The sequence below is a fragment of the Tardiphaga sp. 768_D3_N2_1 genome (assembly GCF_052076105.1).
Lineage (GTDB): Bacteria > Pseudomonadota > Alphaproteobacteria > Rhizobiales > Xanthobacteraceae > Tardiphaga.
Genome location: NZ_CP197245.1, coordinates 2272551 through 2289757, shown reverse-complemented (window position 1 = coordinate 2289757; position 17207 = coordinate 2272551). Strand labels below are relative to the sequence as shown.

The following is a 17207-nucleotide window of genomic DNA, read 5'->3' as shown; positions in this document are numbered from 1 at the left end:
GCAGCCTATGAGCGACACTTTTCCAGATCAAACTGCCCTGGTGCTGTTCTCCGGCGGCCAGGATTCCGCGACCTGTCTGGCCTGGGCGCTCGCGCGCTTTAAACGCGTCGAAATGCTTGGCTTCGCTTACGGCCAGCGTCACGCCATCGAGCTCGACAGCCGCGACAAGCTGCTGGCCGGCGTGAAGGCACTGAATGCCGACTGGGCCGCCAAACTCGGCGAGAGCCACACGCTGGATATCCCGACACTGTCCGCCATCTCCGACACCGCGCTGACGCGTGACGTCGCCATCGAGATGGGCGCAGATGGTTTGCCCAACACCTTCGTGCCCGGTCGCAATCTGGTGTTCCTGACTTTCGCCGCAGCTTTGGCCTATCGGCGCGGTATCACGCACATCATCGGCGGCATGTGCGAGACCGACTATTCCGGCTATCCCGATTGCCGCGACGACACGATCAAGGCGCTGCAGCAGGCGCTCAATCTCGGCATGGCCAAGGACTTCACGCTGCATACGCCGCTGATGTGGCGCGACAAGGCCGCGACCTGGGCGCTGGCGCATGAGCTCGGCGGGCAGGGCCTCGTCGACCTGATCCGCGAACACTCGCACACCTGCTATCTCGGTGAGCGCGGCGCGTTACACGACTGGGGCTATGGCTGCGGAAAATGCCCGGCCTGCGAACTGCGCGCCAAAGGCTGGCGCGAGTTCGCAGCAACAGCTGTCTAGACGGCCAGCGACTCGCGGACCTTGGCGGCCTCGCTAGCACTGAGGCCCGTCAGCGGCGGACGCACCCGCAGCCAGCCTTCGTTGTTGTCACGCTTCGCCAGCAGCACCTTGAGCGAGGGAAGCTGCACATAGGTGGACACCGCATTGCGCGTCGCCACGATCCGCTCCTGCGCGGCGGCTACTTCAGCCTGTTTTGCCGGGTCGTTGAAGCCGTTGAACACGGTGGCAAGCTCACGGCTGACGAGGTTCGACGCCGCCGTGATACAGCCCGCGCCGCCCAGCGGCAACAGCTTCAGCATCAGGGGATCAGCGCCGACCAGCACCGAGAAGCCCGGGAAGCGCTCGACGATGGCCTTCATATTGGAAAACTCGCCTGCCGAATCCTTGATGCCGACCACGATCTCCGGGAAGCGCTTGCGCAACCGATCGATGACGTCGAGCGAGATCGGCACCGCCGACATCTGCGGGATGTGATACAACACCACGCGCAGGCGCGGATCGTTGACCCGCTCGATCACCGCCGTATAGGCGTCGACGATGCCGTCATCGGACACGCCCTTGTAGTAGAACGGCGGCAGCATCACGACGGCGCCGACACCGTTGGTGACCGCATGCTTCGTGAGCTCGACGGTTTCCATGATCGACGCAACGCCGGTGCCCGGCAGCAGCTTCGACGGCGCGATCCCCGACTTCACCACCGCGTCCAGCAGCGCCATGCGCTCGCGGGACGACAGCGAATTGGCTTCGCCCGTGGTGCCGAGCATGGCGATGCCGGTGCAGCCATTATCGAGCAGGCGCAGGCAGTGCGACGTGAACAGTCCCTGATCGACCGTAAGGTCGGCGTTGAAGGGGGTGGTCGCCGCGCAGAATACGCCGGCCGGAAATGGTGCAGTCATGGTGAAGCCTCCCAGATTGGTTGTTTGAGATGTTACGGCACGACGGGCCGCGCCGCAGCCTTGTTCAAGGCATGATCTGCCCGCCATTGACCTCGATGACCTGGCCGGTGATGTAGCTGCTCATGGTCTCGTCGGCGAGGAACTGATAGGCGCCGACGCAATCCTCGGGCGTGCCGATGCGGCCGAGCGGAATGCTCTGGCGCGCGCCTTCGAGCTGCTCCGCGGTCGAATAGCGCTGATGGAACGGCGTCATGATCACGCCCGGCGCCACCGCATTGGCGCGCACGTTGAACGGCGCCAGTTCCTTCGCAAGCACACGCGTGATGGTCGAGACAAAACCCTTGGCCGATCCATAGAGGCCGGCGCCGCCGCTGCCGCCATTGCGGGCTGCGACCGAGGTCGTGTTGATGATCGAACCCGAGCGCTGCGCTTCCATGATCTTCGCGGCCTTGCGGCAGGCGAAGAACACCGAGCCGATATTGAGATCGACCACGTCGTCATACTGTTCGTCGGTCGCATTGGCGATCGAGGTGCGGCCGAACATGGCGCCGGCATTGTTGATCAGCACGTCGATGCGGCCGAGCTTGGCGTGAGCTTCGTCGATCACGCGGGCCGCTTCCGCACGTTCCGACACGTCGCCGCGGACCAGCTCAGCCTTGCCACCGGCGACCTGGATGCCAGCGACCACTTCCTGCGCGCCTTCGGGATTGCCGTTGTAGTGCACGATCAGGTTCGCGCCGAGCGCGCCAAATTTCCTCGCCACGGCAGCGCCGATGCCGGAGCTTGCGCCGATGATCACGATAGCCTTGCCGTTCAGTCCGTTGGTCACGCCTGGTCCTTTCCGATTGAGCGAGCGTTCGACCATGATTTCAGCGACCTGACAAGTTGTCAGAATTTGTGCATTGCAATACTGTATCTGGCCAGATCAAACAATTTCATCGTTATATATCAATTACATATATGAATGACGGCTCACCCGCACGACGTTGACATGTTGACAAGTTTGCCGCCGCCTCGCATGGTCGCCAAAATTTTTGGGCGAGGAAGTGTTTCCATACGACGGCGCTCCCGAGTGATCGGACTGTCACACGAAACCTCCGCCGCCATCCCTGCAAGCTGCGGTTTGACCGATCATGAAGCCGACTGATCCCTCTGAATTGCCTGAAGCGCCGCGTCCACGCGGTGCCTCTGGTTCGCTCGTCGACAAGGTCTATGGTGAACTCGCACAGCGCATCGCCAATGGCGATTACGCGCCGGACCATAAGCTCCCCGGCGAGCACGAACTTTCCGATATGTTCGATGTCTCACGTCCTGTGCTGCGCGAAGCCCTCGGCCGGTTGCGCGAGGACGGCCTGATCACGTCACGACAGGGCGCGGGCAGTTTCGTGCAAGTCCGTGCGCAGCAACAGCCGCTCGGCTTCGCACGGGTGGAGACCATTGCAGACATCCAGCGCTGCTTCGAATTCCGCATCACCATGGAATCCGATGCCGCGCATTTCGCGGCGCTCCGACGCAGCGACGACAATCTCGGCAAGATGGAAGCAGCGCTTGGCCTGCTGCGTGAGGCGACCAGGAAGCGCAAGCATCGCGAAGACGCCGACTACGCCTTCCATCTCGCCGTATCCGAGGCGACCAACAACCACTATTTCGCGACCTCGCTGAACGCCCTCAAGGATCACGTCGCCGTCGGCATGAAGCTGCACGGCCTGTCGCTGATGGGGCCGCGGCCCGGCCTCGAGCAGGTGTTCGAGGAACACAGCAGTATTTTTGAAGCGATCCGTGACCGTGATGCTGAGGCAGCGCGCACGGCCATGCGTCTCCACCTCGAAACGTCGCGCGACCGCCTGTTCGAAGGCCGTCTGCTCGATCTCTCGTTCCGGTGACGGGAGGATGAATTGACCGACCACACGACATTTCTTGCAACGCTCAAAGGCATCGTCGGCGATCCCCGTCATGTCATCGGCCCAGGCGGCGATTTCGAACCCTATGTGGTGGACTGGCGCGGACGCTATCACGGCAAGGCGCTGGCCGTCGTAAAGCCCGGCTCGACACAGGAAGTCTCCGACATCGTCAAGGCCTGCGCGGCCGCCGGCATCGCGATCGTGCCGCAGGGCGGCAACACCGGCATGTGCGGCGCGGCGACTCCTCTGGGCGAGCGGGACATGATCGTGTTGCGTCTCGATCGCCTCAACAAGATCCGCAGCGTCAGCCGTCTCGGCGATTCCATCACCGTCGATGCCGGCTGTATCCTCGCCGACATCCAGAAGGCAGCGGACGATATCGACCGCTTGTTCCCGCTCAGCCTCGGCGCTGAAGGTTCGTGCCAGATCGGCGGCAATCTCTCCACAAATGCCGGCGGCACCGCGGTTCTCCGCTACGGCACCACACGCGAACTCACGCTTGGCCTCGAAGTCGTGCTGCCCGATGGCGAGATTCTCGACGGCATGACGGCGCTGCGCAAGGACTCCACGGGCTTTGACACCAAGCAGCTCTTCATCGGCGCCGAAGGCACGCTCGGCATCATCACTGGCGCGGTGCTGAAGCTGTTTCCGAAGCCACGGGCGAGGGCGGTGTCCTTTGCGAAGCTGAACAGCATCGAAGCGGTGCTCGACCTGCTTGCACAGGCACGCACCGAACTCGGCGACCGTCTTGGCGCCTTCGAGGTGATGTCGCGCGGCCAGATCGAGGTGATCGCCGAGAACCTGCCGCCGGTGAACATCCCGTTCGATCTGGATACGCCCTGGTACGTGCTGATCGAACTCGTCGATACGCTGGTGTCGGTCGATCTGAATGCAGCGCTCGAGCAGTTGCTGAGCAATGCTTATGAGCGCGAGTTGGTCAGTGATGCGCTGGTAGCTTCCAGCGAGACGCAGGCCGCAGCGTTCTGGAAAATCCGCCACAGCGTGTCGGAAGGCAGCAAGAAGGCTGGCTACGTGATCTCGCACGATAGCGCCGTGCCCTTGTCGCAGCAGGCAACCTTCGTCACGCAGGTGGAGAAGCGCATCGCCGCCTATCGGCCCGACGCCCGCATCGTGATGCACGGCCATATCGGCGACGGCAATATCCACATCCTCGCCATCATTCCGGGACTGGAGCAGAACCAGAAGGATCAGATTCAGGACACGATCCGCGGCATCAACACCATCGTGGACGAGGAAACCAGCGCGCTCGGCGGCAGTATCAGTGCTGAGCACGGCATCGGCGTCGCCAATCGCGAGCGGCTTGCACGCGTCACCAAGCCGACCGAGCTGCGGCTCTTGCGCAGCGTCAAGCAGATGCTCGATCCGAACGACATCATGAATCCCGGAAAAGTGCTGCCTGCGCGATGAGCGAGGCGGCTGCAAGCATTCATCAGAATACTATTCGAGAAGAGGAACACGCATGAAAATCAAACTCATCCTGATGGCCGCCTGCGTCGCCTTGGGCGCCGTCGGACAGGCCAATGCGCAGGACGCGAAATATCCCAGCAAGCCGATCACCATCGTCGTGCCTTTCGCGGCCGGCGGCACCGTGGACATCATCGCGCGCATGGTGTCGGAGAACCTGCAGAAGAAACTCGGCGCCACGGTGCTGGTCGAAAATATGGGCGGCGCCGGCGGCAATATCGGCGTCAACCGTGTCGCCAAGGCGCAGCCCGATGGCTACACGATCGGCCTCGCCAGCACCTCGCCGCTGGCGATCGCGCCCTCGCTCTATGGCAGCAAGCTTCAGTTCCAGCCGGAGAAGGATCTGGTGGCCTTTGCGCAAGTGAGCATCGTACCTAACGTGCTGGTGGTGAATCCTGATCGCATCAAGGCCCGCACGGTGCCGGAGTTGATCGAATATATGAAGGCCAATGAGGGCAAGGTGACCTTCGGTTCGTCGGGCCCGGGCACCTCGCAGCATCTCGCCGGCGAACTGTTCCAGCAGATGACCGGTACCAAGATGGTCCATGTGCCCTACAAGGGTTCGAGCCAGATGGTCACCGACCTGATCTCGGGCCAGATCGACATCGCTTTCGACAATGTCCCGCTGCTGCTGCCACATGTGGCCGCCGGCAAGCTGGCGATGCTCGCCACGGCAACGCCAAAGCGCGCCGAGTTCGACGCGAATGTGCCGGCCGTCGCCGAGTTCCTGCCGGGCTTCGAGGCTGTCGCTTGGCACGGCTTCATTGCGCCGGCAGCGACGCCGAAGCCGATCGTCGACAAGCTGTCGGCCGAGATTCGGGAATTCATGAGCCTCCCGGAGACCAAGACGAAGATGGCCGAACTCGGAGCGGTCGCTGTGGCGATCCCGCAGGATGAGTTCACCAAATACATCGCCAGCGAGACCCAACGCTGGAAAGGCGTGATGGAGAAGGCCAACGTCACGATGAACTAGACGACCGCAGGTGGTGACGACGTCATGCTCGTCACCACCTCAATTTCGAGCGTCCACCAAAAAGGACGCCGAAAATCAAAACGTCAAAATGCATGGAGGAATGTTCAATGAGACTTCGGTCAATCTTGACGGCTGCCTGCCTGACGCTCGGCACTCTCATGCCAGCGACGGCCCAGGATTCGAATTATCCGAGCCGCCCGATCACCAGCATCGTCCCGTTCGCCGCCGGCGGCACGGCCGATATCTTTGCGCGCATGGTGTCGGAGCATCTGCAGAAGAAGATGGGCGCCACGGTCATCATCGAGAATGTCGGCGGCGCCGGCAGCATCATCGGCGTTACCCGCGTCGCGCGTGCCGCGCCCGACGGCTACACGATCGGCCTCGCCAGCACCTCAGCGCTGTCGATCAATCCGACGCTGTATGGCGCGAAGCTCTCCTACAATCCCGAAAAGGACCTCGTGCCGATCGCGCAGATCAGCATGGTGCCGAATGTGCTTGTGGTGAACCCGACCAGGATCACGGCGCGCACGGTGCCGGACCTGATCGCCCATATCAAAGCCAATCCCGACAAGGTGACATTCGGTTCGGCGGGCGTCGGCACCACGCAGCATCTGGCCGGCGAACTGTTCCAGCAGATGACCGGCACCAAGATGGTGCATGTGCCTTACAAGGGCTCGAGCCAGATGGTTACGGACTTGCTGAGCGGCCAGATCGACATCGCCTTCGACAATGTGCCACTGCTGCTGCCGCATGCGGCGGCCGGCAAGCTCGCGCTGCTGGCGACGGCCTCGCCGAAACGCGCCGAGTTCGATCCGAACCTGCCGGCGGTGTCCGAATTCCTGCCGGGTTTCGAGGCCGTCGCCTGGCACGGCTTCATGGCGCCGACGGGCACGCCGAAGGCGATCTCCGACAAGCTGTCGGTCTCGATCCGCGAATTCATGCAGCTGCCGGAGACAAGGAAGAAGATGGCCGAACTCGGGGCGGTCGCCGTGGCGGTCCCGCCGGATGAGTTCGCCAAATACATCGCCAGCGAAACGCAGCGCTGGAAGGGTGTAATCGAGAAGGCCAATATCACGATGAACTGAGCTGTGTCGCAGGGCGGATCAGCCCTGGGCGTAATCCGCTGCGGAAGTTCGGCAGTGGATTACGCTTCGCTCGTTCAGCCTACGGCTGCGTCTCCTTCACCGATGCCAGATAGCGCGACAACCGATCCGCATCCGGCGCGTGGTAGCTGTGGCGGTCGCGCAGCTCGGCAGGGGCGCTCCAGCCGGGCTCGATTCCGCTCATGTCAGGCAGTTCATGTGCAATGCCCTTGTGGCAATCGATGCAGGTGCGCTCGCCGGTGACGAGGTACTTCGCATGGATCGCCGCCGCGCGGGGGGCCTGTTTGGTGAAGTCCATGGCGATCGCCGAATGGCAGTTGCGGCATTCCAGCGAGTCATTGGCCTTCAGGCGGGCCCATTCGTGCTTTGCGAGCTCCAGACGCATGTCGAGGAATTTCTCGCGCGTCGAGATCGTGCCGAAGATCTTGCCCCACACTTCCTTCGACGCCTGCATCTTGCGCGCGATCTTGTCGGTCCAGTTATGCGGCACATGACAATCCGGGCAGGTGGCACGCACGCCGGACCGATTGGCAAAATGCGGGGTTCGCTGCAGCTCCTGATATACGTTGTCGCGCATCTCGTGGCAGCTGGTGCAGAATTTCTCGGTATTGGTGACTTCCAGCGCCGTATTGAAGCCACCCCAGAAGATAACGCCACAGAGGAAGCCGCCCAGCGCCAGCACGCCGAGACTGATATGCGTGGCCGGGCGGCTGGCGATGCGCCAGAACCACATAAACTTGGATATCAACCACTTCATGGCGCTCACCTGCCGGATGCCTTCATGTCGGTGAAGGTGTTCGGGACGAGCGGGCGCGCATCGGTTTGCGGCACGTGACAGGCCGTGCAGAAATAGCGCCGGGGTGTCACGTCGGCGAGCATCTGGCCATCGCGATCCATGAAATGCGTAACGCTGATCATCGGCGCACCGGAGCCTTCGGTATACTCACGGCGATGGCACTCAAGACAGCGATTGGCCCGCAGCGTGAGCTGATAGTTCTCGATCGAATGCGGAATGACCGGAGGCTGTTCCGGATAGTTGCGCATCACGCGCTTGTCGTCGGTGACGGGCCGCGGGAAGGGCGGTGCAGGGACCTCGCCCATGGGCTTCGCTGCGCCGGTGACGCGCGGCACGATCTGCGGCGCAGTCTGAACAGACTGCGCGTAGATCGCACCGGAGACCAGCACCATGGCGCCGGCGATGATTGCCGCGATGAGAGTCTTCATCGCACTTAAACCGAAACGATCTTGACCGCGCATTTCTTGAAGTCCGCCTGTTTGGAGATCGGGTCGGTTGCATCCAGCGTGACCTTGTTGATCAGCTGGCTGGCATCGAACCACGGCACGAACACCACGCCGCGGGGCATACGGTTGCGTCCGGTCGTATCGACGCGCGTGCGGATCTCACCGCGCCGCGACATCAGCCGGATTTCGGCGCCCTGGTTCAGGCCGCGCGCACGCGCATCCTCGGCATGCATGAAGCAGCGCGCGCCGGGAAACGCCTTGTAGAGTTCGGGCACGCGCATGGTCATCGAGCCGGAATGCCAGTGCTCCAGCACGCGGCCCGTCACCAGCCAGAGATCGAACTCAGCATCGGGCGACTCCGCCGGCGGCTCATAGGGCACCGCGATGATGCGCGCGCGTCCGTCCGGGTTGCCGTAAAATTCGACCTTCTTGCCCGGCTTGACATAGGGATCGAGACCTTCGCGGTAGCGCCACTTGGTTTCCTTGCCATTGACCACCGGCCAGCGAAGGCCGCGCACCTCGTGATAGGTGTCCCAAGGCGCAAGGTCGTGGCCGTGACCGCGACCGAATGCGGCGTATTCCTCGAACAGCCCCTTCTGCACATAGAAACCGAAGTCCTTGGACTCGTGGTTTCCATAGTCAGCGGGGATTTCGCTGACGGGAAATTTGTCGACCTCGCCGTTGCGATAGAGCACGTCGAACAGCGTCTTGCCCTTGTAGTTCGGATTGGCCTCCAGGAGGGCGGCGGGCCACACTTCGTCCGTCGTGAAGCGCTTGGAGAACTCCATCAACTGCCAGAGGTCTGAGCGCGCCTGGCCGGGCGCGTTGACGAGCTGGCGCCAGGCATGGGTGCGCCGTTCGGCATTGCCGTAGGCACCTTCCTTCTCGACCCACATCGCTGCCGGCAGCACGCAGTCGGCGGACATCGCCGTCACCGTCGGATAGGCATCCGACACGACGATGAAATTGCTGGGGTTGCGGTAGCCGGGATAGGCTTCGCCCGAACTGTTGGGCGCCGCCTGCATGTTGTTGTTCACCTGAACCCAGTAGAAGTTCAGCTTGCCGTCATGCAGCATGCGGTCCTGCTCGACGGCGTGATAACCGATCTTGTCGGGCAGCAAACCATGTGGCACGCGCCAGATTTCTTCCGCGTGCTTGCGGTGCTCCGGATTTGTCACCACCATATCGGCGGGCAGGCGATGCGCGAAGGTGCCGACCTCGCGCGCGGTGCCGCAGGCCGACGGCTGGCCGGTCAGCGAGAACGGTGAATTGCCGGGCTCGGAGATTTTGCCGGTCAGCAGATGGATGTTGTAGACGAGCTGATTGGCCCACACGCCGCGGACGTGCTGGTTGAAGCCCATGGTCCAGAGCGACATCACCTTGCGCTTCGGATCGGCATAGAGCTCGGCGAGTTCCTGCAGGAAGCCGGGCTCGACGCCGGTCAGTTTCGACACCTTCTCGAGCGTGTAGTCCTTCACGAAGTCCGCATAGGCCGCGAAGTCGATCGGTGTCGTTGCCGCCGCATTGGCCGCACCAGTGGCCTTCTTTTCCAGCGGATTCTCGGGACGCAGCCCATAGCCGATATCCGTTGTGCCTTTCACGAAAGTCGTGTGGCTGTTGACGAATTCGGTGTTCACGCGGCCGGTCGAAATGATGTGGTTGGCGATGAAGTTGAGAATGGCGAGATCAGTGCCCGGCTTGAACACGATCGGGATGTCGGCGAGATCGGAGCTGCGATGCGTGAAGGTCGAGAGCACCGCGACCTTCACATGCGAATGACCGAGACGGCGATCGGTGAGGCGCGTCCACAGGATCGGATGCATCTCGGCCATGTTCGAGCCCCATAGCACGAAAGCATCGGCGGCCTCGAAGTCGTCGTAGCAGCCCATCGGCTCGTCCATGCCGAAGGTACGCATGAAGCCCACGGCCGCGGACGCCATGCAATGCCGCGCATTGGGATCGAGATTGTTGGAGCGGAAACCCGCACGCATCAGCTTGGTCGCGGCATAACCTTCGAGGATCGTCCACTGGCCCGATCCGAACATGCCGATCGCAGTCGGTCCTTTTTCCTTCAGCGTCGCCTTGGCTTTTGCCGCCATGGTGTCGAATGCTTCGTCCCAGCTCACCGGTGTGAGTTCGCCGTTCTTGTCGAACACGCCGTTCTTCTTGCGGAGCAGAGGCGTGGTCAGGCGGTCGGCGCCGTACATGATCTTGGAGAGGAAGTAGCCCTTGATGCAGTTCAGGCCGCGATTCACTTCCGCCAGCGTGTCGCCATGGGTGGCGACGACCTTGTTGTCCTTGACGCCGACCATGACGCCGCAACCGGTGCCGCAGAACCGGCACGGCGCCTTCGACCATTTGATGGACAGCGACCCGACGCCGCCGGCAATCGATTGTGCGGCTGCCGGAACGTTGATGCCAGCCGCCGCTGCAGCAACGGCTGCTGCCTGAGCCTTGAGTAGATCACGCCGCGAAAGGGGCATTCGTCGTTCTCCTAGTCGAGACGTTGTTCGAAGACCATGTTGGCCGAGAGCACGCCCGGCCATGATGAGATGTCAGCAAGCATCGCACCCAGTGCGCCGCTGCCGGGCCCTTCGAGAACCGCCACGAGTTTGGAGTCCGTGCGGTGATGGATCTCGACACCCGCGAGGCCGAGCAGCCGCGCAGATACCGCGTCGATATGGGCCGGAAGCACCGACACGACGGCGCTGGAAATGTGCTCATTGTCATGCGCGGACGTGTCGGCACTCGCGCCGGTCAACAGGGCGCGCCTGGTGAGTTTGTCTGTCATGTGGAAGTCCTAGTGAAGCAGAGGAGGGCCGGGCGGCCCGAAAATCAGCTGGGTCATCCAGACCAGAAAGCCGTAACCACCGACTACGCCCACCGCGACGACGGGCCAGATGAGAACGACGATCGTGAGAAAGACGAACAACTCCGACATGCGGCTATTGCGTCTTTGAGCCTCTGCAGGCTGAGCGATATTCTGGTCCGTCACCATATGCTCCCCCTTCGGTTTGCGGCCATATGCCTGGTGAAGAGGCGAGATTCGCCTAGAGCAAAGGCAATATGCCTGCTGCAGCGCCCACCTTCTTTGCGCTAGATCAAACAACAAACTCTGCGGAGGATTTATTTGGTATCGTTGTTCTGATCGCGATGTCGTCGTGCAGAGCCGCTCGCATCAGAATCTTTGATGACAGTTTTATTTGATTGCGACAGCTGCTCGGCGAAATCGCTCGTTCCGGAAGGCGAGCAATGGATCGTGAGATGTGCAATTCGTTTGGTCAAACGCCGCTTTTTGCGGGTCTGGACCAGGGCGCGCGCGGCATCATCATCGAAGCTGGCAGAAAGCACGTCCTGGATTGCGGTTTTTCGCTCTGGCAGCAAGGCGACGCGCCGGCGATGATCGCTGTGGTCATCGATGGTCAGCTCAAGAAGACGATGATCGATGCGCATGGCGCGCAGAAAACGCTGCAATTCATGCGACGCGGCGATCTCGCCGGAGCCGCATCGGTGTTCGGCAACTTTACTCACCCGACAACCCTGCGCGCGACAGTCGCGACCGAGCTTTTGTGCTGGTCCGCGGATCGCTTCGGCGGGCTGATGCATATTGTCCCGCAGCTCGCGATCAATGTCCTTGGCATCGTCGGACGGCAAACCGATCACCTGCTGCGCCGTCTTCACGAGGCAACGAGTGAGAATGCCGATCGTCGTATTGCACGGATCGTTCTGCGCCTGGTGCGGGAAGGAGATCCGGATGGTGATTGCGTTCCGATCGAACTGAGGATCTCGCGCCAGGAACTGGCCGAACTCAGCGACACCACGCTGTTCACGGTCAGCCGCACTGTTTCGGCATGGAACCGGATGCAGATCCTGAAAGCCGGTCGCGGCCGCTTGACGGTTATCGATCCCGCCAGACTCGCGGGCCTGGCGGGCGATGTGCGGGCACTCCGAGGCGAATTACGGCGGGTTTGATCCGAACCTGCCGCCACGCATCACGCGGGGTCGAGATATGGTTCGAACGCCTCGACCGATACTTTCAGCGTCGGATCGCCGTCAGGGCCCCACAATTCGGCGCCGTCGAACACGACGGTGTAGAGCCACTGCGGATTTTCGCCCTGATCATGGGCTGCTGTATCCGGATAGACATGTGCGCCGTGCAGCCGCTCGATCACACCGACATGGCCACGGACATAACGCGGCAACCGCGTATGGGTGGCCGGATGGATGTTCTTCATCCGCACGCGATCGCCAATCTTGAATGCGGCCGGTGACGGAGCAGGGCGCGTAAACGAGCCGCGCGTCAGCACCCGCTCGACGCTGTCCGCAGTGAAATTGCCACGCTTCAAAGGTTTCGGCGCCACGGTCGCGTGGCCGGCCGCAATCTCGTCGCCCGTGATAAAGCCACTCTTGACCAGATTGTTTTCAAGACCGAGCAGCCATTTCTTATAGTAGCTGCTGCTGAGATACACCTCCGGCGGAATCATCTCGCGATAGAACCGCGACGTATCGATGTTGAATGCGCCCGCCGCGCCCATGGCACGCACCATGGCCAGCACGCGGGATTCCCATTCGGCGTGGAACATCGGCTCGTTCGGTTCCGGCTCGACCTTGCCGAAACCGTCCATGCCGCCCATGTCGTGGACGCCGTTCACGACGGAGCTCCCGGCGCTCGGACGAGACCCGTGCCGATCATGGAATCGCGCGTGACCAGTTCGGCCAGTTGTTGTTCGCTCCAGCCCTCGGTGCCGGCGGGCCGCATCGGCAGCACCAGAAAGCGCGTCTCTGCCGTCGAATCCCAGACGCGGATTTCAGTGTCGTTCGGAAGCGAAAAGCCGAAATCGGCAAGCACGCCGCGCGGATCCTTGACGGCGCGGGAGCGGTAGGGCGCGGCCTTGTACCAGACCGGGGGCAGGCCGAGCATTTCCCAGGGGTAACAGGAGCACAGCGTGCACACGACCATGTTGTGACGCTCGGGCGTGTTCTCGACCACGACGAGATGATCGCCGGTCCGGCTGACATGGCCGAGGGTGCCGACCGCCGCAGAACCATCCGCCAGCAGCGCAGCCTTGAAAGCAGGATCGGTCCAGGCCTTGGCCACCACCAGCGCGCCGTTATGCGGACCGATCTTGGTCTCATAGGCCTGGATCATCGCGTCCAGCGCCGCCGGATCGATATAGCCCTTCTCGGTCAGGATGGTCTCGAGTGCACGGACGCGCAGCTCGGTCTCCGACAATTCGGAATGGTCGTGATCGTGATCGTGGTCATGATGATGGTGTTCGCTCATGCCAAACAGGATAAGCGAGGCGCGATTGCTCTGTCGAGGATTTCGGGACTCAGCTAGTCCTGCGACATGGCTGCTCCTCATTATCGCGCGCGGGCTCTGTTCGGCTTCGTTCTGGTCGCGCTGCTGGTGGCTTCGGGCCACGCGGAGGCGGCCAATGGCGCCTATGCGGTCGATGCGGCGGACATTTCGGACCTTGGTTCCTGCAAGGTCGAGAGCTGGTATTCGATGGCCACGAACTCTGACTTCGCGGCCGTGGCCAATCCGTCCTGCGTGGTGGAAATCACGCGTCCGGTCGAACTCAGCGTGCTCACCAATCACAGCCGCTCCGATGGCGAGCTCAGCACCACGCTGGCGCCGAAAGCGAAGTTCAATATCGAGCCGACAGGCATCGGAAAATTCGGCGTATCGGCGCTGGCCAGTGGCACATTCGACGCCGTGACCGGCCAGAGCACCGCGGTGTTCGCGGAAATTCCGGCGACCTATCGCTTTTCCGAAACCACGCGCATCAATCTCAATGCCGGCTGGCTGTGGGATCGCACCATCGATCGCCACTACTTCACCTACGGTGTCGGCTTCGACTGGAAATTCACCGATGTGCTGCAATATACGGTGGAACTGTACGGGCAGGCGGGGCGCGCCGAATTCGCCAGCGTGATCCAGCCACGCGTCCAGACGGGCGTGCGCTATCGCCCCAACGACATCTTCTCGGTCGACGTAATCTATGGCCGCAACATCACCGGCGAGAATTCCAACTGGATCACCCTGGGCACCACGATCCGGTTTCCGCCGCCGGGAAGCGTACGCAAACCCGACGCCCATTTGTGATCGCCATACGTCCATCGATCGCGGTAAAACCCCGATATCGGCAAATTCAGTGATTTTCCGACAAGTATCTGAAATATCTCGGTGTTAGCGTCCGACCGTGTTCAAGCCCGCTTGCGGAAATCCAGTCTCAATGTTGCGCCGATCTTGCGACTTCCTGTCCGTCCTCACCGTCGCCGCGGCGCTGGCGACGCCGGCATTGGCAGGCACCAGCCTGTTGACCGACAAGCCTGACCTCAGCAGCTTTTCCCAGGACGGCCTGAACCGCGTCACTGAAATGCTCGACCGCGAGGTCGGCCAGGGCCATCTTGCCGGCGCGATCATGCTGATCCAGCACCGCGGCAAGCCGGTCTATTACGAAGGTTTCGGCGTTCGCGATCCCGCGACCATGGCGCCGATGACGACGGACACGATCTTCCGGCTGTATTCGATGTCGAAGCCGGTCACATCAGTCGCAGCAATGATGCTGGTCGAGCAGGGCAAGCTCAAGCTGGACGATCCGATCGCCAAATACATTCCGGCCTATGCCCATCCGCAGGTCGCGACCGAACGCACGGATGCCAGCGGCAAGCCCTATCTCGACTTTGCACCGGCGCTGAAGCCGATCACCGTGCTCGACCTGATGCGGCAGTCGTCCGGCATCAGTTCGGCCTTCACCAATCTCGGCCTGATCACGCAGCTTTATCTCGATGCCGGCCTGTTCGATGGCGATTTCGACAATGCCGACTTTGCAGCACGGCTTGCGAAGCTGCCGCTGGCCTATCAGCCGGCCACTGTGTGGGACTACGGCCATTCGACCGATCTGCTCGGCCGCGTCATTGAAATCGCATCAGGGCAATCGCTGTACGATTTCCAGAAACAGTATCTGTTCGATCCGCTCGGCATGAAAGACGCCAGCTATTACGTGCTCGATCCCGCCAAGGCGCCGCGGATTGCGCAGCCGATGCCGACCGACCGCATCATCGGCAACGAGACCATCAGCAATCCCACGGTGAAGCGAAAATGGGAATCCGGAGGAGGCGGGCTTAACGCCACCACGGGCGATTACGCGCGCTTCCTGCAGATGCTGATCAATGGCGGCACGCTTGATGGCGTCAGGATCCTCAAGCCCGAATCGGTCCAGCTGATGCGCCAGAACCAGGTCGCGCCGGCCAGCGACGTGAAGCCCTGGGCCTATTACTATCCGGGCGCCGGTTTCGGCTACGGCCTCGGCTTCGGCGTTCGCACCGGCCCCGGCGACGACGGCGTTCCCGGTTTTGTCGGCGAGATGGCCTGGGGCGGCGCCGCCGGGACGTATTTCTGGACCTACCCCGATCAGGACATGGTGATGATCCTGATGGTGCAGACGCCAACCCAACGCGGCCGCATCCAGCCGATCCTGAAGACGCTGGTCTACGACGCGATCAGGAAATAGCGGGAGCGGGGGTCCGATCGCGAGACGGCCTTCACTTTAAATCATTGAAGTTATTTGATTAATCTCAGATTCCATCCACGAATACGGGTCCCGCGCGATACTCTCGCTGATCAGAAACCACCTGCCTTGAGAACAGCACCGTCAATTGATGCTTGATATCGCGTCAAATGATGATATCTATGGTCGGATAACGAGGGAGGGAGTCATGATCGAGATCGCAGCGACTGGCGCCCAGATGCCCCTTACGCCCGTCGATATTCAGACGTTCACGAAGGCACCGGACCGTGAGCGATTGTCGCCTGTCGCCATCAAGGCATATCGGAAGATTGTCGAGCAGTGGGCGCTCACCAATGCCGAAGCTGCGACGTTGCTTGGCGTATCCGAAAGTACGTGGGACCGGATCAAGCGAGGGGCATGGGATCAACCTCTCTCGCAGGACCAACTCACGCGCGCGTCAGCCGCGATCGGCGTTTACAAGGGGCTTCGACTCCTGTTTGCCGACGACATGGCGTTGCGTTGGCCGAAGCTGGCGAACAAGGGTCCGATCTTTCAGCGCCGAACGCCGGTCGATGCCATGATCGAGGGCGGCATTCCGCTCATGCTCGAGACCCGTCGCTATGTCGATGCGGTGCGCGGCGGCCTGTGATCGATGCTTGAGGGTTTGACGATCAGCCGCCAGGGATTCGAGCGGACCGTTCGCCTTGTGACGACCGCCCGGCTCCGGGAGTCTGTGTTGCATGATCTGGTCGATGATTCCGAATTCGAGGCATTGAGCGAAATCGAAGGTGCGACGAGCAACAGACGCATCGCCCAGGCCCGAGGGGCAGGCGAGGTGCAATCGTACGAACTCGTATACGGCGTCCCGCATGCGCACTTCATCAACGCCTCGTTCGCCTATGCAAAACCTCGAGAACCGAACAGGTTCAACGGTGCCGAACGTGGCGCCTGGTATGCCGCGTTCGAAGTCGAAACCAGCCTGGCCGAGGTCAGATTTCACCTGACGGAGGCGCTCGCAGCTGCCGGCGATTTCAACGCTGTGGTCGAGTACGCGGAGATGTTTGCGAGCTTCGCAGGCGAATTCGTCGATCTGAGGCCGCACCCGACGCATCAGTCCTTGCACCCGGAAAAAGCCATTGGCTATCCAGCCGGGAACGCATTGGCCGAAGCCGCGCGCGTGCGCGGTCTCAACGGGATCATCTATCCATCGGTCCGGCATCCCGGAGGGACATGCCTTGCCGCGTTGTTTCCGCACGCCGTCCAATCAGTGGCCCAGGGAAGCGTCTATCGCATGGTGTGGAGCGGCAAACCCGAACCGATGATCGAACTGCTCAACGGGTAGCGGGAACAGCTTCCGGGATTTCGC

At 61.9% G+C, this 17207-nt stretch carries 19 protein-coding genes; 10 read left to right on the top strand and 9 right to left on the bottom strand.

The window, feature by feature from the left end; genetic code table 11:
* Positions 1–7 precede the first annotated feature (7 nt).
* Positions 8–724 (top strand): 7-cyano-7-deazaguanine synthase QueC, encoded by a 717-nt coding sequence (gene queC, locus AB8A27_RS10575; protein ID WP_441241864.1) that lies wholly within the window; start codon positions 8–10, stop codon positions 722–724.
* Here the strand turns inward: queC and AB8A27_RS10570 are convergent.
* The gene (locus AB8A27_RS10570; RefSeq protein WP_441241863.1) at positions 721–1620 is read right to left on the bottom strand and encodes a dihydrodipicolinate synthase family protein; all 900 of its coding nucleotides are present in this window, start codon (positions 1618–1620) and stop codon (positions 721–723) included. The genes queC and AB8A27_RS10570 overlap by 4 nt on opposite strands.
* 64 nt (positions 1621–1684) lie before the next feature.
* Positions 1685–2485 carry an SDR family NAD(P)-dependent oxidoreductase gene (locus tag AB8A27_RS10565; RefSeq protein ID WP_441241862.1) on the bottom strand — a complete coding sequence of 267 codons (801 nt, stop codon included), beginning with the start codon at positions 2483–2485 and terminating at the stop codon, positions 1685–1687.
* Positions 2486–2753: 268 nt separating this feature from the next.
* Here AB8A27_RS10565 and AB8A27_RS10560 point away from each other — a divergent pair, with 268 nt between their 5' ends.
* The 4 genes from AB8A27_RS10560 to AB8A27_RS10545 all read left to right on the top strand — a co-directional run bounded on the left by AB8A27_RS10560 (position 2754) and on the right by AB8A27_RS10545 (position 7064).
* Positions 2754–3503 (top strand): FadR/GntR family transcriptional regulator, encoded by a 750-nt coding sequence (locus AB8A27_RS10560; protein ID WP_441241861.1) that lies wholly within the window; start codon positions 2754–2756, stop codon positions 3501–3503.
* A gap of 12 nt (positions 3504–3515) precedes the next feature.
* Positions 3516–4949 (top strand): FAD-binding oxidoreductase, encoded by a 1434-nt coding sequence (locus tag AB8A27_RS10555; RefSeq protein ID WP_441241860.1) that lies wholly within the window; start codon positions 3516–3518, stop codon positions 4947–4949.
* Between the two features lie 52 nt (positions 4950–5001).
* On the top strand, positions 5002–5979 hold the full coding sequence (locus AB8A27_RS10550) for a Bug family tripartite tricarboxylate transporter substrate binding protein (RefSeq protein WP_441241859.1): 978 nt from the start codon (positions 5002–5004) through the stop codon (positions 5977–5979).
* Positions 5980–6086: 107 nt separating this feature from the next.
* Positions 6087–7064 carry a Bug family tripartite tricarboxylate transporter substrate binding protein gene (locus AB8A27_RS10545; protein ID WP_441241858.1) on the top strand — a complete coding sequence of 326 codons (978 nt, stop codon included), beginning with the start codon at positions 6087–6089 and terminating at the stop codon, positions 7062–7064.
* Between the two features lie 79 nt (positions 7065–7143).
* On the opposite strand, the gene AB8A27_RS10540 is transcribed toward AB8A27_RS10545, so the two are convergent.
* From AB8A27_RS10540 to AB8A27_RS10520, 5 genes are read right to left on the bottom strand one after another with little or no spacing between them, the layout of a single operon-like run.
* Positions 7144–7839 (bottom strand): NapC/NirT family cytochrome c, encoded by a 696-nt coding sequence (locus tag AB8A27_RS10540; protein ID WP_441241857.1) that lies wholly within the window; start codon positions 7837–7839, stop codon positions 7144–7146.
* Between the two features lie 5 nt (positions 7840–7844).
* The gene (locus AB8A27_RS10535; protein ID WP_441241856.1) at positions 7845–8339 is read right to left on the bottom strand and encodes a nitrate reductase cytochrome c-type subunit; all 495 of its coding nucleotides are present in this window, start codon (positions 8337–8339) and stop codon (positions 7845–7847) included.
* A complete protein-coding gene (gene napA, locus AB8A27_RS10530) occupies positions 8312–10807 on the bottom strand; it encodes a periplasmic nitrate reductase subunit alpha (protein ID WP_441241855.1) in 2496 nt (831 codons plus the stop codon). Before napA ends, AB8A27_RS10535 begins: the two co-directional genes overlap by 28 nt.
* A gap of 11 nt (positions 10808–10818) precedes the next feature.
* The gene (locus AB8A27_RS10525) at positions 10819–11115 is read right to left on the bottom strand and encodes a chaperone NapD (protein ID WP_441241854.1); all 297 of its coding nucleotides are present in this window, start codon (positions 11113–11115) and stop codon (positions 10819–10821) included.
* A 9-nt stretch (positions 11116–11124) separates the two neighbouring features.
* On the bottom strand, positions 11125–11322 hold the full coding sequence (locus AB8A27_RS10520) for a nitrate reductase (protein WP_441241853.1): 198 nt from the start codon (positions 11320–11322) through the stop codon (positions 11125–11127).
* A 254-nt stretch (positions 11323–11576) separates the two neighbouring features.
* Between AB8A27_RS10520 and AB8A27_RS10515 the strand changes: the two genes are divergently transcribed.
* Positions 11577–12296 (top strand): Crp/Fnr family transcriptional regulator, encoded by a 720-nt coding sequence (locus AB8A27_RS10515; protein ID WP_441241852.1) that lies wholly within the window; start codon positions 11577–11579, stop codon positions 12294–12296.
* 20 nt (positions 12297–12316) lie between these two features.
* Here the strand turns inward: AB8A27_RS10515 and nthB are convergent, their stop codons facing one another.
* Together nthB and nthA are read right to left on the bottom strand one after the other, a co-directional pair.
* The gene (gene nthB / locus AB8A27_RS10510; RefSeq protein ID WP_441241851.1) at positions 12317–12976 is read right to left on the bottom strand and encodes a nitrile hydratase subunit beta; all 660 of its coding nucleotides are present in this window, start codon (positions 12974–12976) and stop codon (positions 12317–12319) included.
* Positions 12973–13608, bottom strand: coding sequence for a nitrile hydratase subunit alpha (gene nthA, locus AB8A27_RS10505; RefSeq protein WP_441241850.1), 636 nt, complete (start codon positions 13606–13608; stop codon positions 12973–12975). Before nthA ends, nthB begins: the two co-directional genes overlap by 4 nt.
* Before the next feature lie 66 nt (positions 13609–13674).
* Here nthA and AB8A27_RS10500 point away from each other — a divergent pair, with 66 nt between their 5' ends.
* From AB8A27_RS10500 to AB8A27_RS10485, 4 genes are all read left to right on the top strand, one after another.
* The gene (locus tag AB8A27_RS10500) at positions 13675–14433 is read left to right on the top strand and encodes a hypothetical protein (RefSeq protein ID WP_441241849.1); all 759 of its coding nucleotides are present in this window, start codon (positions 13675–13677) and stop codon (positions 14431–14433) included.
* Between the two features lie 130 nt (positions 14434–14563).
* Positions 14564–15844: a serine hydrolase domain-containing protein gene (locus AB8A27_RS10495; protein WP_441241848.1), complete on the top strand. Its 1281-nt coding sequence runs from the start codon at positions 14564–14566 to the stop codon at positions 15842–15844.
* Between the two features lie 205 nt (positions 15845–16049).
* Positions 16050–16490, top strand: a complete 441-nt coding sequence (locus AB8A27_RS10490) for an antitoxin Xre-like helix-turn-helix domain-containing protein (RefSeq protein WP_441241847.1) — start codon at positions 16050–16052, stop codon at positions 16488–16490.
* Positions 16491–16574: 84 nt separating this feature from the next.
* Entirely contained in the window at positions 16575–17183 is a 609-nt protein-coding gene (locus tag AB8A27_RS10485; RefSeq protein WP_441244877.1) for an RES family NAD+ phosphorylase, read from the top strand.
* Positions 17184–17207: the final 24 nt, after the last annotated feature.